General features: G+C 47.5%; 15 protein-coding genes and 9 pseudogenes. 12 read left to right on the top strand and 12 right to left on the bottom strand.

The genetic code is table 11. The features are described 5' to 3' along the window. Positions 1-13: 13 nt before the first annotated feature. On the top strand, positions 14-2,065 hold the full coding sequence (gene ptrB / locus J4613_RS04260; protein WP_000936990.1) for an oligopeptidase B: 2,052 nt from the start codon (positions 14-16) through the stop codon (positions 2,063-2,065). Positions 2,066-2,099: 34 nt separating this feature from the next. Here ptrB and exoX read toward each other — a convergent pair whose 3' ends face one another. The 3 genes from exoX to J4613_RS04245 form a co-directional block, all read right to left on the bottom strand. Next, positions 2,100-2,798, bottom strand: coding sequence for an exodeoxyribonuclease X (exoX, locus tag J4613_RS04255; RefSeq protein ID WP_000944284.1), 699 nt, complete (start codon positions 2,796-2,798; stop codon positions 2,100-2,102). A gap of 23 nt (positions 2,799-2,821) precedes the next feature. After that, positions 2,822-3,478 (bottom strand): carbon-nitrogen hydrolase family protein, encoded by a 657-nt coding sequence (locus tag J4613_RS04250; protein ID WP_000100257.1) that lies wholly within the window; start codon positions 3,476-3,478, stop codon positions 2,822-2,824. Between the two features lie 107 nt (positions 3,479-3,585). Then, complete coding sequence (locus J4613_RS04245; protein WP_000856224.1) at positions 3,586-3,816, bottom strand: DNA polymerase III subunit theta; 231 nt, start codon at positions 3,814-3,816, stop codon at positions 3,586-3,588. A 137-nt stretch (positions 3,817-3,953) separates the two neighbouring features. Here J4613_RS04245 and yobA point away from each other — a divergent pair, with 137 nt between their 5' ends. Genes yobA through J4613_RS04230 form a run of 3 tightly spaced genes read left to right on the top strand, consistent with a single transcriptional unit; the run spans position 3,954 to position 5,574 of the window. Further along, entirely contained in the window at positions 3,954-4,328 is a 375-nt protein-coding gene (yobA, locus tag J4613_RS04240) for a CopC domain-containing protein YobA (RefSeq protein WP_000168393.1), read from the top strand. Continuing rightward, entirely contained in the window at positions 4,329-5,204 is an 876-nt protein-coding gene (copD, locus tag J4613_RS04235) for a copper homeostasis membrane protein CopD (protein ID WP_111742324.1), read from the top strand. It abuts the gene before it with no gap. A 16-nt stretch (positions 5,205-5,220) separates the two neighbouring features. Then, positions 5,221-5,574, top strand: a complete 354-nt coding sequence (locus J4613_RS04230) for a YebY family protein (RefSeq protein WP_000722368.1) — start codon at positions 5,221-5,223, stop codon at positions 5,572-5,574. 363 nt (positions 5,575-5,937) lie between these two features. On the opposite strand, the pseudogene J4613_RS04225 reads toward J4613_RS04230, so the two are convergent. Both J4613_RS04225 and J4613_RS22575 read right to left on the bottom strand, forming a co-directional pair. Beyond that, a pseudogene (locus tag J4613_RS04225) lies at positions 5,938-6,860 on the bottom strand (tyrosine-type recombinase/integrase); the annotation flags it as partial. A 263-nt stretch (positions 6,861-7,123) separates the two neighbouring features. Further along, a pseudogene (locus J4613_RS22575) lies at positions 7,124-7,585 on the bottom strand (DNA breaking-rejoining protein); the annotation flags it as partial. Between J4613_RS22575 and J4613_RS04215 the strand changes: the two are divergent. Continuing rightward, positions 7,574-7,822: pseudogene (locus J4613_RS04215) on the top strand (glycoside hydrolase family 19 protein); the annotation flags it as partial. The pseudogenes J4613_RS22575 and J4613_RS04215 overlap by 12 nt on opposite strands. Then, on the top strand, positions 7,819-8,352 hold the full coding sequence (locus J4613_RS04210) for a DUF2514 domain-containing protein (protein ID WP_000055326.1): 534 nt from the start codon (positions 7,819-7,821) through the stop codon (positions 8,350-8,352). The pseudogene J4613_RS04215 and the gene J4613_RS04210, both read left to right, overlap by 4 nt. Positions 8,353-8,608: 256 nt before the next feature. Here the strand turns inward: J4613_RS04210 and J4613_RS04205 are convergent, their stop codons facing one another. Next, the gene (locus tag J4613_RS04205) at positions 8,609-8,776 is read right to left on the bottom strand and encodes a lytic enzyme (protein WP_000789530.1); all 168 of its coding nucleotides are present in this window, start codon (positions 8,774-8,776) and stop codon (positions 8,609-8,611) included. A 64-nt stretch (positions 8,777-8,840) separates the two neighbouring features. Continuing rightward, complete coding sequence (locus tag J4613_RS04200) at positions 8,841-9,029, bottom strand: hypothetical protein (RefSeq protein ID WP_001034748.1); 189 nt, start codon at positions 9,027-9,029, stop codon at positions 8,841-8,843. A 54-nt stretch (positions 9,030-9,083) separates the two neighbouring features. Here J4613_RS04200 and J4613_RS04195 point away from each other — a divergent pair. The 4 pseudogenes from J4613_RS04195 to J4613_RS22560 all read left to right on the top strand — a co-directional run. After that, positions 9,084-9,344, top strand: a pseudogene (locus J4613_RS04195) (DUF1441 family protein); the annotation flags it as partial. A gap of 1 nt (position 9,345) precedes the next feature. Next, a pseudogene (locus tag J4613_RS22570) lies at positions 9,346-9,561 on the top strand (tail fiber protein); the annotation flags it as partial. Then, a pseudogene (locus J4613_RS22565) lies at positions 9,559-9,903 on the top strand (macro domain-containing protein); the annotation flags it as partial. The pseudogenes J4613_RS22570 and J4613_RS22565, both read left to right, overlap by 3 nt. A 9-nt stretch (positions 9,904-9,912) precedes the next feature. Further along, positions 9,913-10,383, top strand: a pseudogene (locus J4613_RS22560) (tail fiber assembly protein); the annotation flags it as partial. Positions 10,384-10,479: 96 nt separating this feature from the next. On the opposite strand, the gene J4613_RS04185 reads toward J4613_RS22560, so the two are convergent. Further along, the gene (locus J4613_RS04185; RefSeq protein ID WP_001751604.1) at positions 10,480-10,680 is read right to left on the bottom strand and encodes a PagK family vesicle-borne virulence factor; all 201 of its coding nucleotides are present in this window, start codon (positions 10,678-10,680) and stop codon (positions 10,480-10,482) included. 389 nt (positions 10,681-11,069) lie between these two features. Beyond that, positions 11,070-11,249 (bottom strand): annotated as a pseudogene (locus J4613_RS22555) (IS3 family transposase); the annotation flags it as partial. Between J4613_RS22555 and J4613_RS22550 the strand changes: the two are divergent. Together J4613_RS22550 and J4613_RS22855 are read left to right on the top strand one after the other, a co-directional pair. After that, the gene (locus J4613_RS22550) at positions 11,249-11,374 is read left to right on the top strand and encodes a hypothetical protein (RefSeq protein ID WP_001574229.1); all 126 of its coding nucleotides are present in this window, start codon (positions 11,249-11,251) and stop codon (positions 11,372-11,374) included. The pseudogene J4613_RS22555 and the gene J4613_RS22550 sit on opposite strands and share 1 nt — an antisense overlap. A gap of 588 nt (positions 11,375-11,962) precedes the next feature. After that, a pseudogene (locus J4613_RS22855) lies at positions 11,963-12,195 on the top strand (helix-turn-helix domain-containing protein); the annotation flags it as partial. A 326-nt stretch (positions 12,196-12,521) separates the two neighbouring features. On the opposite strand, the gene J4613_RS04170 reads toward J4613_RS22855, so the two are convergent. The 3 genes from J4613_RS04170 to J4613_RS04160 all read right to left on the bottom strand — a co-directional run bounded on the left by J4613_RS04170 (position 12,522) and on the right by J4613_RS04160 (position 14,351). Further along, positions 12,522-13,136: a disulfide bond formation protein B gene (locus J4613_RS04170; protein ID WP_111742325.1), complete on the bottom strand. Its 615-nt coding sequence runs from the start codon at positions 13,134-13,136 to the stop codon at positions 12,522-12,524. Positions 13,137-13,145: 9 nt separating this feature from the next. Further along, a complete protein-coding gene (locus tag J4613_RS04165; protein WP_000480735.1) occupies positions 13,146-13,304 on the bottom strand; it encodes a DUF5993 family protein in 159 nt (52 codons plus the stop codon). A gap of 132 nt (positions 13,305-13,436) precedes the next feature. Further along, positions 13,437-14,351: a DMT family transporter gene (locus J4613_RS04160; RefSeq protein ID WP_001233445.1), complete on the bottom strand. Its 915-nt coding sequence runs from the start codon at positions 14,349-14,351 to the stop codon at positions 13,437-13,439. Positions 14,352-14,510 lie beyond the last annotated feature (159 nt).

Raw genomic sequence — 14,510 nt, 5'->3', positions numbered from 1 at the left:
AAGAAAAAACGACATGTTGCCAAAAGCCAATCGAATTCCCTATGCCATGACCGTACATGGCGATACGCGCATTGATAATTATTACTGGCTGCGAGATGACACTCGCTCGCAGCCGGAAGTCCTTGATTACCTGCATCAGGAAAATGAGTATGGCCGGAAGGTCATGTCCTCTCAGCAGGCGTTACAGGACCGCATTCTAAAAGAAATTATCGATCGCATCCCGCCCAGAGAAGTTTCCGCTCCGTATGTGAAAAATGGCTATCGCTACCGTTATATCTATGAACCCGGCTGCGAATATGCCATCTATCAACGACAATCGGCGTTAAGCGAAGAGTGGGATGTGTGGGAAACCTTGCTCGATGCGAACCAGCGGGCCGCGCACAGCGAATTTTATACGCTCGGCGGGCTTGCCATTACGCCGGATAATACCATCATGGCGCTGGCAGAAGATTATTTATCCCGTCGTCAGTATGGGTTGCGTTTTCGTAACCTCGAAAGCGGTAACTGGTATCCGGAACTGCTGGATAACGTTGCGCCTGAGTTTGTCTGGGCCAATGATTCCCTGACCCTTTACTATGTGCGTAAGCATAAGAAGACGCTGCTGCCCTATCAGGTTTGGCGGCACACGATTGGCACTCCGTCATCGCAAGATGAACTGGTATATGAAGAAAAAGACGATACCTTTTATGTCAGCCTGCATAAAACCACTTCGCAGCATTATGTGGTGATTCATCTTGCCAGCGCCACCACTAGCGAAGTGCTATTACTTGACGCGGAACTGGCCGATGCCGAGCCGTTTTCATTCTTACCGCGTCGCAAAGACCATGAATATAGTCTCGATCACTATCAACATAAGTTTTACCTGCGTTCTAACCGGAACGGTAAAAACTTTGGGTTGTACCGTACCCGCGTGCGCAATGAAAACGCCTGGGAAGAGCTGATCCCTCCGCGCGAGCATATTATGCTGGAAGGGTTTACCCTGTTTACCGACTGGTTAGTGGTCGAAGAGCGTCAACGGGGGCTTACCAGCCTGCGGCAAATTAACCGTAAAACCCGTGAAGTGATAGGCATCGCCTTTGACGATCCGGCTTACGTGACGTGGCTTGCCTATAATCCCGAACCTGAGACCTCCCGGCTGCGTTACGGCTATTCTTCAATGACGACGCCAGATACCTTGTTTGAACTGGATATGGATACCGGAGAACGACGGGTACTTAAACAGACGGAAGTGCCTGGGTTTGATTCTGGCTGTTATCAGAGCGAACACCTGTGGATCACCGCGCGCGACGGCGTCGAAGTGCCGGTATCGCTGGTTTATCATCAGAAGTATTTTCGTAAAGGGCAAAATCCGCTTCTGGTTTACGGCTACGGATCTTACGGTTCCAGTATTGACGCCGACTTCAGCAGCAGCCGACTGAGCTTGCTGGATCGTGGCTTTGTTTACGCAATCGTACACGTTCGCGGCGGCGGTGAGCTGGGGCAGCAGTGGTATGAAGATGGCAAATTCCTCAAAAAGCGGAATACTTTTAATGACTATCTTGATGCCTGCGATGCCTTATTAAAACTGGGTTACGGTTCGCCGTCGCTGTGTTATGGGATGGGCGGGAGCGCGGGCGGAATGCTAATGGGCGTCGCTATCAACGAACGTCCCGAGCTTTTTCACGGCGTTATTGCCCAGGTACCCTTTGTTGATGTATTAACCACGATGCTGGATGAGTCGATCCCACTAACGACAGGAGAGTTTGAAGAGTGGGGGAACCCGCAGGATATTGAGTATTATGACTATATGAAAAGCTATAGTCCTTATGACAATGTCAAAGCGCAGGACTATCCGCACCTGCTGGTGACGACAGGATTGCACGATTCCCAGGTGCAATACTGGGAACCGGCGAAGTGGGTGGCAAAATTACGCGAGCTAAAAACGGACCAACGTCTGCTGCTGTTATGTACGGATATGGACTCCGGGCACGGTGGTAAGTCGGGGCGGTTTAAATCCTACGAAGGCGTCGCGCTGGAGTTCGCCTTTTTAATCGGCCTGGCGCAGGGAACCTTACATAGCGCATAGACGCGCGCCCGCAATGGCTTGTGAGCGTCGCGGGTTATTGTGGTGTTCCATTGCTGCGTTGCTCGCCAGCCTGAACATCGTCCAGGTAGTGTTTAAGCGTCAGGCGAAGCTCCGGGCTCATATTATCAAGGTTATTAAAAAGCCAGCGTAAATAGCCCGGATCGCGTTTTGCGACTTCAGATACCGCCTTACCGCGGTATTTACCGAACGAGAAAGTGGTTAACAGCGCAGGACGGCCCGTGATATTGACCATCTCTTCCGCGGTCCAGCCGGTGGTTCGCATAATATCAATCAGCAAGGCGGCGGTGATATAGCAATCATAAAGCGCCCGGTGATGATGCAGCCCCGGTGGCGTTTGTACGCTTAGTTTGCGCGATTTATAGAGCGCCATATTGCTGTATTTTATTCCCGGCCACAGGCGTCGCGACAACTTCATGGTACAGATCCACTCACCCGGCAATTCAGGTAATACGCGTCTGTCGAAACTGGCATTGTGAGCGACATACCACTCACTACCGTAATAAAGCGGTATGACATCTTCAATCCACGGCTTATCGGCGACCATGGCTTCGGTAATACGGTGTATTGCCATCGCCTGCGGCGTAATAGGGCGATCGGGGCGTATCAGGTGACTCATGGGATTGACAATGTTGCCATCAATGACATCAACAGAGGCTATCTCTACGATCCCGCCCTGCAGCCCGCAGGTTTCCGTGTCTATAATCCGCAACATGATTCATTCCTCACCGAAAGACCTTAGCGTAATGGAATGATATCGCCTTGCCAACCCTCCGTTGTGCGCAGGCCCGTCAGTAATAGCGAACCGCAATCGGCACGAACAATAAGTTGCCCGCTTTCATCCCACAGCGCGCTACTTCCACAGGCATTGGCCATCAGTACGGCCAGCGCATATTTATGCGAAAAACGTTGTAAGCGTGAGGTAGAAGCATGGAGTTCAGGTTCGTTAAGACATTGACTGGTTGTGAATAACGTAAATGAGGGATCTATATCACCACCTTCTGGCTGCTCATCCACCACGTTGATAGCGCTTCGCTGCCTGGCAATACAGGCGCCATGACTTTTGTGAAACATGAGCGGCGACGTTAGCCATGGGGCAAAAATAGCGATGCCTTTTACGAAGCGGCAGTTATGCTCAACAGGCATACCCACAATGATAGTCATATGGTGGGTATCGGCCGCATGAGTGAGCGGCTGTAAAAGCGCCTCGTCAGGCGGGGCGGGCAACGATTTATTCCTTTCGTCGCAGCCTAATAGCGACAGTGACGGAAAGACCAGCAGTTCGCACTGTTGACGAGCCGCAAGCTCAATATATTCCAGATGATGGGCGACATGCTCCGCCGGCGAGGCGTTCAGGGGCGCATACTGCGCAGCAGCAATTTTCCAGGAGGACATAATGACTTCCTTTTCATAGTCTCTACAGCCATTCTAAAAAGCATAGGTTAAGAATCACCTTATAATGTAGTCGTCTGCATGTAAGGAAGTGTAACGTTATATAATTTTTATTTAACTTTGGGTTCGTAAGGGAGTCGGGATAGTGATACGGAAGCCAGACGATGGGCAATCAGCCGCTCGCGAAACCAGGCGCGTAGGTGCTCTGGCTGCTCACGTTCGACCGCCTCCGCGACAACTGGCATATTGTAGCGCTCTTTAAATGCCACCCCGGCTGCCGCCAGGTCCACATTGACTTTATCCATTTCCGCTTGTTCAAGCTGAGCCAGATTCGTTTTCATACGCGTCTCCTTTTTTGTTGCCGCCAGAAGGTACTAAGAGTCCGCGGTAATGGCAAGATGGAAATGATGATCCTCGACTCATTGATTGTTGAAGGTTATTCTTTGTAACGTAGGTATAACAAAAAGGAATAGTGAATATGGCTTCTTCTGCACCATCGCGACGTTTAGCTTTACTGCTGCTGGCATCGACATTTGCGACGCCAGCGGCCTGGGCACATGCGCACCTGACGCATCAGTATCCAGCGGCGAATGCTGCCGTTACGGCCTCGCCACAGGCGCTGACCCTGAACTTTTCTGAAGGGATTGAGCCAGGGTTCAGCGGCGCAACCATTACTGGCCCTCAGCAAGAGCTCATCAAAACGCGCCCGGCAAAGCGAAATGAACAGGATAAAACGCAGTTGATTATCCCGCTTGAGCAGCCGTTAAAATCTGGCGCTTACACGGTAGACTGGCACGTTGTGTCGGTGGATGGACATAAAACAAAAGGGAAATACACCTTCAGCGTGAAATAAATGATGCTGACATTCGTCTGGATAACTCTCCGATTTATTCATTTTGCTAGTTTGATGCTGGTCTACGGCTGCGCGCTTTACGGCGCCTGGCTGGCACCCGCATCAATTCGTCGTTTAATGACGCGTCGATTTTTACATCTGCAACGACATGCCGCCGCCTGGAGCGTTATCAGCGCGGCTTTTATGCTGGCGATTCAGGGCGGACTGATGGGCGGCGGCTGGCCCGATGTTTTTTCCGTCTCGGTGTGGGGCGCGGTACTGCAAACCCGCTTTGGCGCGGTCTGGATATGGCAAATTATCCTCGCGCTGGTCACGCTGGCGGTGGTAGTCATTGCGCCGGTAAAAATGCAACGACGGCTTCTTATTCTCACCGTTGCTCAGTTTATCCTGCTGGCAGGCGTTGGACATGCGACGATGCGCGACGGTGTAGTGGGAACATTACAGCAGATTAACCATGCTCTGCATTTACTCTGTGCCGCAGCCTGGTTTGGTGGGCTGTTGCCAGTGGTTTATTGTATGCGCATGGCTCAGGGACGCTGGCGTCAACATGCTATTAGCGCCATGATGCGTTTTTCTCGTTATGGTCACTTTTTTGTGGCGGGCGTATTGCTCACAGGCATTGGCAACACGCTATTTATCACGGGATTTACCGCTATCTGGCAGACCACCTATGGACAGTTGCTTTTGTTAAAATGTGCGCTGGTCGTGCTTATGGTAGCAATTGCGCTGACGAATCGGTATGTTTTCGTACCACGTATGCGACAGGAAAATCCCCGGACTGACCTATGGTTTGTCAGGATGACGCAAATTGAATGGGGAGTTGGAGGCATAGTTCTGGCGATCGTCAGCCTGTTTGCAACCCTCGAACCTTTCTGATGGACTGGCATAACGAATGAAAAAAATACTCCTTCCGGCGCTTCTGCTGGCCACTTCGGGCGTAGCGTTGGCGGCGCCGCAGGTGATTACCGTAAGTCGTTTTGAAGTAGGAAAAGACAAGTGGGCGTTTAATCGGGAAGAGGTCATGTTGACCTGTCGGCCTGGCCAGGCGCTCTATGTGATCAACCCCAGTACGCTGGTGCAGTATCCCTTGAATGCCATTGCCGAACAGCAAGTAGCGGAGGGTAAAACGCGCGCTCAGCCTATTGCCGTCATTCAAATCGATAACCCGGCGAAGCCCGGTGAGAAAATGAGTCTGGCGCCGTTTATCGAACGTGCGCAAAAGCTTTGTGATCCATCCAATAGCTGACTGATTTTTAATAAAAAACCGTAAACCTTCACGAAAAGGCTTACGGTTTTTTTATCTCTGATAACAGACAAAACGCCAGGTTTTTTCAATCACCTTCGTCGCAAACTGGAAAACCTGGCGTCGTCATCTATTCTTAAAGGGCAAGGCGATTTAGCCTGCATTAATGCCAACTTTTAGCGCACGGCTCTCTCCCAAGAGCCATTTCCCTGGACCGAATACAGGAATCGTATTCGGTCTCTTTTTATTTGGATTATAAATCAATGGGTTATGTGTTTCCCCTCGAAATTTCCTCAAATTTCTGTATTCCGGTCTTTTTGGTTATATCACATCCAAATCCAGTTTAACATTTCTTTTACAACAAAATCAGAGCATCACGTAAGCTTTATTATCGCGTTCATCGAGATAGAGTTTCGTGGTGTTCTCTGAGGTGTGGCCCAGGAGTTTTTGAGCGAATTCCTCGCCGCGTTCGTCTTTGTACAACCGCCCGAGCAGGCTACGGATCTCGTGAAATGTCGGTGGGTTATCACTACATTTAACGTCTGAAATTTTTCTGGCTTTTACAAATTTCTTTGTCAGCCCATCCGGGTGAATATTCCCGGTCGGGCTATTTTTCCTGATTCCGGCACTGATCATGAAATCGGTTCTGCTTACCAGTCGGCAGCGATCGATAACCGTCCCGGACGTAACCCTGGCGCCTGAAGGGTCAGGGATAGGGGGAATGCTATCTTCATTCCTGTCTTTATCTGGGTTACGTGTAGGCGACCATCAACGATATCACTAAACTTCATGTTAACTATATCCTCACGGCGTTGGCCAGTAACCAGCGCGAGATCCATCGCAAGAGGAAACCACACAGGCAGATATTCTGCCGCCGTCCGCGTGGCGTTATATGTTTCCAGTTGCAGGCGTTCCCTGGCAACCTTAATCTCTGGTATCCGGGTTGCTTCCACCGGGTTTTTCACAATATGCCCTTCGACAATAGCCTCTCTGAACATGTCAGATAGAACTGATCTCATTGCTCCCGCCATAGTGTTTTTTCCCTCGGTTATCCACGACTCAAGAAACTTGGCAATGTGCCGGGTTGTTACTTCTGCCAGTATTATTTCTCCCATTTTTTCGCGTACGGTCGCTAATTGATTACTGCGAATCTTGTAGGTATTAACCGACAGACTCCGGCGCTGTAATAAAACCTCATAGCGATCAATCCATGCGGACACAGTGAATGAGTCCGTTCCTTTTAGTTTTTCAATAAGCGCCACTGGCGTGTGGTTTTGCGCTATGAAGTTGTACCTGATCCACCGTCCGTTGTAATTTCCTGTCCTGTATCGCCAGCCGTTTCCTGCTGGTTGCTCTCTTTCGGCGTTTCTCCATCTCTTTCTGTTCTGGCTTCCGTTTTTTCGGTCTGGTTTGAGGGGGGCGGGAATAGCGCTGATACATCGAAAGTCCCGTCCGCGTTTCTGGTGACAGCCTCCGGCTCTGCTGCTGGTTGTTTTTCCTCCGGCACCACTTCTTCTTTTTCACCCTGATTTGAGGCGCTGTAATTGTTATGAACCCACTTCGGATCGTTCGGGTCGCTGATGTCTTCGACATATTCACCGCGCGCGGCTGCCAGTTGTTTACCAACATCAACCGGGTTTTTGGGTGGAATGTTTTTACGTGCTTCGTGCAGTTCTGCCCGTATTTTCTGGTAGCCTGCTTCTGTCTGGCTTACAGGTGGTTCATTCTCCAGCGGCTGTGGGTCCGGATGATGTTCAGTTGTGTCCTGTTCCACTGCTTCAGGCGTTGCTGGTTCATCTGCCAGTTCGCCTGTCGGTTGCTGTTTTTCTTCATCACACTGAAATCTCCCTGCCTCAATATCCCGCAGACATTTGCCCGCCTGACTAAGCCTTGCTGCATTTTCTTAATGGGTTGTTGGGGTGTTATCAGGCACATATTCGTACCAGTCCGGATCGCGAACGCCATGAACGGCAAGAAAGCTTTCGCACCACGTTCGGCGAAGATCAGGATTACCGGGCTGGAGAATTACACCAGATGTGGCGTTGCACTGAAACTGGATCTAGTGGCGAATCCAGGACAGCTTGAGCTAGAACGTCATGCCGCCCGATCCGCAGCGTGGCTTTTTGTGACTAAAGGGTGTCTGAAATATTCCGGCGACCTGGTACGAGTTACGCAGATCATCAACGGAGGGCGGAACGGCATCGGTGATCGGCGGGAGCGCTTTGAGAAAGCAAAATCGGTGCTGGTATGAGTCTGTTATCTGCTCTTCTGAAAAGATACTGGTTGCAGCTGGTGTTTATTTTGCTGATGGCTGGTGCGTTTATCGCCGGTAATGTCTGGAGTGACAGGGGCTGGCAAAAAAAATGGGCAGATCGCGACAGCGCTGAATCCTCTCAGGAAGTCAACGCCCAGACCGCCGCCCGTATTATTGAACAGGGCCGCGTTATTGCCCGTGATGAGGCTGTGAAAGATGCACAAGCGCAAGCCGCTAAATCTGCTGCCACTGCTGCTGGCCTGTCTGCCACTGTTAGCCAGCTGCGTACCGAAGCAAAAAAACTTGCCACCCGCCTGGACGCCGCAAAGCACACCGCAAATCTTGCCGCTGCAGTCAGAAGCAAAACAACCAACGCCGACGCCAGAATGCTTGCCAACATGCTCGGAGATATTGCAGAAGAAGCTAAACATTATGCTGGAATCGCTGACGAGCGCTACCGGGCAGGAATGACGTGTGAACGAGTATATGATTCGGTGAGAGAGTCAAATAATTACAGGAGGCATTGAAACTCCCCCTGTAATATTGCTGTAAAAAAGTGACTACATATCATCAGATGGAACCAGATGAATAAGAACAGGTTTTTCACCAGATGAAACTGATAAGTACTCACTCAGTTTTGATATAGCTGAAATCTGTCTGAATAACCTGTCGGGGTGCTGGAATAACAACTTTCCGGAAATTCTTCTGCAATGGATTTTACTTTTAGTGACCATTCGCCTCCTTATCTGTAGAGGTGGGTAACGAATTTAAAAAGCATTCTGCTTACTTAGGGGGAACATCCTGATGACTGCCTGCAATATTGCAAATTCCATTTTCATTGTATGAACCACCTGAATCAAGGCACTCATCTTCCATCAGGAATTTCTGCGACCACATACCTGCATAAAAAACGATAATAATGGCTACGATAATAGTGATGATGTTTTTCATTTATGTTCTCTGTGTGTTGTTATTGAAAATGATAATCAATATCGCAAAATGAAATAAATAATCATTAAGTGGTAGTTGTTGATAATTGTTCGCATTTTAAAAAGGTACTCCCGGCGGGGCGGTCTGCCACGGGACGGCAGCGGCGCGGGATTTGGCGCATTTTTGATTTTTCATGCATCATCATCATGTTGTAACCCTCTGTTTTAATGTCATTTATTTTTAAAAGATGATGGTTTGTATGTTTTTTGTTCATTATATTTTGTTTTTCCGGGGGAGGGCGCGCTAAGAAACAGCCCCAGAGGTAAAAATGGATGACGAACTGAAGAACCTCAAATGCAATATCTGTCAGCTTGCCGCTATTACAGGGTTACATCGACAGACGGTTGTCAGTCGCCTCTCGGGCGTTCCCCTGGCACTGGGAAGCAATGAAAAAAACAAGCTGTATCTCCTGACGGATGTGATCCGCGTACTGATGGAAACGCCCGTTTCCCAGGCTGCTGAACATCAGGACCCGAATAAAATGACTCCAAAAGAGCGTAAGAACTGGTTTGACTCCGAAAAGGGGCGTTAATACCACGGGCAATCATACTAACCAGTTCGGCGGTTATATCAATTCATACTGGGGAGATTCCAATCACACTTCATTTCAGCCTGGAGGTGGTGCGTGGACACAGGCCGCTGGCGACCATGCGCATACAGTTTATATCGGAGGACACGAGCACACCATGTATATCGGTCCACACGGACACGTCGTTATTGTGGACGCAGACGGTAATGCGGAAACCTTTGGTCTTATGGACGGCGGTGTGGATGCTGCTATTACGGCATATTTCGGGTCGCAATTACAGGAACGGGTACAGCAAAATATCATCCGTGAATACCTGGGGGAACAGCCCGTCGGCACCGCCTTTGTTATTGAAACGGGTAACAGTAAACATCCGTGGCTGGTTCACGCCCCGACGATGCGCGTTCCGCTGATTATTGACGGCACCGACGCGGTTTATAATGCAACACGGGCTGCGTTACTGGCAATTTTTCAGCACAATAAAAGCGCCGGAGAAGACCGGAAAATTACATCTGTTGCATTACCTGCAATGGGGGCCGGATGTGGTCAGGTCCCCCCCGGACAGCGTCGCCCGGCAAATTGTACTGATATAGCCCCTCCTGATATTCCCTCCAGTCATATTGCTGTTTTTGACGCTGAAACCCAAACGTGGAGTCTGCAGGAGGATCACCGCGGCGAGACGGTTTACGACACAACAACCGGCAATCAGGTTTATATCTCCGATCTTGGTCCGCTACCTGAAAACGTCACATCAGTTTCACCAGGTGGTGGATACAAAAAATGGGATAGTAAGGCTCAGGTCTGGATGAATGATGAAGCTGCGGAGGCCGCAGCCAGACTTCGTGAAGCTGAAGGAACGAAAAACAGACTCCTGCAAATAGCGTCTGAAAAAATCGCGCCGTTACAGGATGCAGTGGATCTGGACGAAGCAACCAATAAAGAAAAAGCTTCTCTTCTGGCATGGAGAAAGTACCGGGTACAGGTAAACCGTGTTGATACTTTAAAGCCTGTCTGGCCGGAGAAACCAGCCAGTAGTTTATAATTTGTCAGGAAAGCTCAGGCCTTATTTATAGCAAATATGAAGAAGGCCTGTCTGTCATAACTGATATGGTTACTGGCTAGTATATTAAATTTATACTCAATAACCTCTACACATTTTAAACCAATCTTCAGGGAAGGGTATGTCAGCAGGCCAAAGATTACACCACTTTTTAGGCATTGGCTTAATTGTTTCTTCTTTTTTATGATCTTGAGAGTCTGCCGCTATTGTAAGAGCAGGATATAGTGAAGATGGTAATATTAAAACCATTGCTAAAAATACGCTCTTAACGTGTTTCATAATATTTTACCTGTTAAATTGTGGCACACTATCCTTACGGTTACAGCATCCTTTACTATAGATATTAAACGTTATTCATTACCATCAGGTGAGTAAATAAAAACCATTTATAAAATATTTAACTTAAATAAAAATGATAAGCACTATTATATTTTATTTTCAATGTAAATTAATTCATGTGAAAGTGATTTCATGTGCTTTTCAAATCATGGCTGGCTCGCCCCCCCGGAGGAACAGGCCAGTTAACATTATCAGGAGTGTTTGTTATATCAATCAACTTCACTTCATTCTTGTAAGCCAGCCACACTAACAGTTTTGATCCTGTCCGCGTATTGTGGACACAGCCTTAAGCGAGGTTCTGGTTTTCAAATTGTTCCGGACTGAGATCGCCGCAGACCCTGACGGCGCAGGCTGGACGCTATCGTTTTACATTGTACCTCAGGCCCCAGGTTCACTTCCTCAGCAAGCCGGGGCGCACCGTAGCGCTGTTTTGCCTGGCTGAAGGCCTCTCTTACGACATTGTCGCAGTCCTGCCGGAACTGCTGGTGGGTATTAACGACTGTGCGCCTTGTTTGCCAATGCTGATTCCGAACTCATTCTGACGCCGATCATCATTGCCGTGTTGCTCGCGCCTGGTTTCAGCAAAAGCATCACGCTGGCTATACTGCATTTCTTTTTCCGCAGGGAGAAGTGAGTAAATGAGTATGGAAATGGAGCTTTCCCTATAATGGCGGCTGAAGCTAATCATGTGTCATGTATTGCAAATGTCAAAGTGATAAATAAAGTTTCAACAGTCTGTGTTTTTTGTGAAAACGACTCGCTATGGTGCTAACCCTATATGAGGGACTGATTGAACATCAGATATATCCCGGCTTATTTAATACTGCTTACTATGAGGGTAATAATATGTTTTCTCTTATTAAATCACGTAAAGTTTTATTCATAACAACTCTTCTGCTGTTGTCGTCTGCTGCCCAGCCAGCGTTCGCCCTGGGGTGCATAGGGGACGGTGGTAGCACTGCAGACTGTGCAAAGGTTTGTTCCCTGGCGGCAGGTTTAGGCCCCCTTGGTTTTCTCATTTGCTTTTAATGTCTGAGAAGTGGTTATCCTGAGCCTTTCCTGTTCATGTAGTGAAGGCCCATTCAGAACATCATATTTAAACTATCGTAATGGAACAAAGAGTTACTTTAAAGAGCTCTTTGTTCCTTTAACCTTGATGAAGATGGTCAACGTCTGGTTTTACAATTCCGATACAGGCAGGATAGCTGCTATGTTTGTTATCCATCTGGAAGGTTATCTGGCTGATAGCATCAAGCGCCAGTTGTGGCCATTGCTTCAGTACCCAGTGTGCCACTACAGTGCCACTACATTGGTGGCCGTAGGCCAAAACTGACGCCGGAGCAATGGGCGCAGGCAGGGTGCCTTATTAGGGCAGGAGTACCGCGACAGCAGGTAGCGATTATTTATGATGCGGGGCTGTCGACGCTGTACAGAAAATTCCCTGTGTTAGGGTAATGCAGTATTTCCACGGTGCGTGCCACCCAAATATGTGCTGTGGATGCTTTATAGGGTGTGCCATTTTTGTGTCAAACATGGTGAAGCATCATTCTATTTCTAACATCATGTGCCATTGAGTTGAGCAATGGGAATGCGGAAATGTGTATTTGAAACAGTTAGTTAAATGTGATTCTACTAATTCGTAATGCGAAGGTTGTAAGTTTGATTCCTGTTATTGCAACATTTCAATGTTACTGTAACTTCCGTGTTAGCCCATAACCATTCCAATTTCTACAAGACAGGTGCTTGCTATATATTTACCAATCAGTCATTTTAAAAGTGCGTCATAACCGGAGAACTGCCCTCGTCAGGAGGCCTGTTTTCAGAAAGGCAATATCCTGTTTCGACAGTAGCTTATATGTGACCGGGTTAGCAGCACATTCCCCTCCGCCACATTCCAGTACAGTTGAAATAAGGTTGGCAGTAATCAGTAATAGAAATACCCAACCGACAATACTGAACAGGTTCGGATTAATATTCAATGAACGAAATGCAACATTCATGCTACTGATTGCCAGAACTACCGCAACAGCAATAATAATGAGAATTGACGTAATCAGAGTCCAGGTATAAAAGTGTAATCCAAAAAATGCAGAACCATATCCTGTGTCACCGGGCATGATATGCAAACATATTTGCCGGGATGCCATAACTCCGGTCAGGATACTGCCAATAATTACCATCCCGTAATGTATACCTCGTAGACCAAAGCAGAGGTTAAATAAAAAGCCAAAACCGGTGATGATGAGGCCAGCCCGCTGTAATAAGCAAATTGGACAAGGCAGCTCATGCCTAACGAGTTGATAATAAAAGGCTACAACCAGAGCAACGCATATCCCAAGGAGTCCCATCTGATTAATCAGATGAACAAATGTTGTTGGATGATGATGCGTTTTCATACACACTCCTTAAAATGACAAAGTCAGCGAATTGGTCATATGATGAATGAATGATAAAATAGTGACGATGAGTAAAACGGCCCACAGAATGTAGCTGACTTTATCCTTTCTGTTTATGGCCCCCATTGCCACGCTCAGTGCAAGCAAGAATGGCAGAAACATGAACATAAAAAACTCCTTTATTACATTGCTTGTTAATATAATCGCTGTGTATTACCGGGTCTGTATTCCAGCTTATCCACCCCGCATTAGCCGGAGCTCAGTAAGGCATCAGGAATTATTTGCGTTATTATAAATCGATTATTTCTGTGATGAGTTATCCCGGCATCTGCTGGTTACAGGGATATTTCTGGCGACAAGAGTAAGAAATATCCCGATAACTAATGGTATAATAAGCAGCATTGAGTGTGTTGAAATAGCATATCCATAAATATAGTCTTCCAGACTTACCGCAATCAGCGGAAAGATAAGAAATACAAGCGAAGCCTGGAAGGCATTAGCCTTTTGCTGAAGTGCAAAGTAGCACAGGATACCAAAAACTCCGGCAAAAGCCCCGAGATACAGGGTAGCTAATATTGAGTGTACTGAGAAGGTTGATACTTGTGGTCTTTCAAAAAACCATCCTGTCGCAGAAAGTATCAACCCAGCTAAAAGGCACGGGAGCGCATTAAATGTGATAACAGAGACAGTACAACTTCTTTTCTTACATTGTGTATATATTATGGCATGGATTAACACAGCAGAAATAAGCGCAGTGATACCCTGCCAGTGACTCTCTGTACTTGTATTCGTTTCTTCAAGAAGTATCCCCGTCAATGCAGTGATTGCGATAGTTAAGCCCGCGATCTGCATTAGTTTCGCTTTTTCATTTAGAAACAAAACCGATGCTATCAAAACGGCCACAGGCATATTCGCAAAGATAATGGCGGCAAGCCCAGAGTTGACATAGGTTTCACCATAAATCATTAGTGAGAAAGGAATGCAAAAATAAAAGATGCATATCACAAACTGGAATAATCGTTGTCCGGGAGGAAACAACAGTGTTTTTTTTCTTAACCATGCAATGATGATTAAAAAAGGTGCTGCAAACATAAACCTCATTCCGGTTGCAAACACTGGAGGGATAGTTTCAACGGCAATTCGCATGGCCAACCATGTAGTCCCCCAAGTCAGTGAAACTAGCATGAATAATATAGATATCGACACCTTGCGCATAAGATCCTCTCCGTAAAAAAATTAATTTAGCTTTTTAGCTAGAAAAAAGTAGCGTTTTCTTCACTGTGTTTTTTATATGTTTAGATAAAAATTTCTCTATCAGAAGACGCAGTTATGCTGAATGAGAAAAATAATAAATGACTCAGGCTGTTACCACAC

The sequence above is a fragment of the Salmonella sp. 32020114201800008SM genome (assembly GCF_017572025.1).
Taxonomy (GTDB): Bacteria; Pseudomonadota; Gammaproteobacteria; order Enterobacterales; family Enterobacteriaceae; genus Salmonella; species Salmonella enterica.
This window is presented reverse-complemented; position numbering and strand designations above follow the sequence as displayed.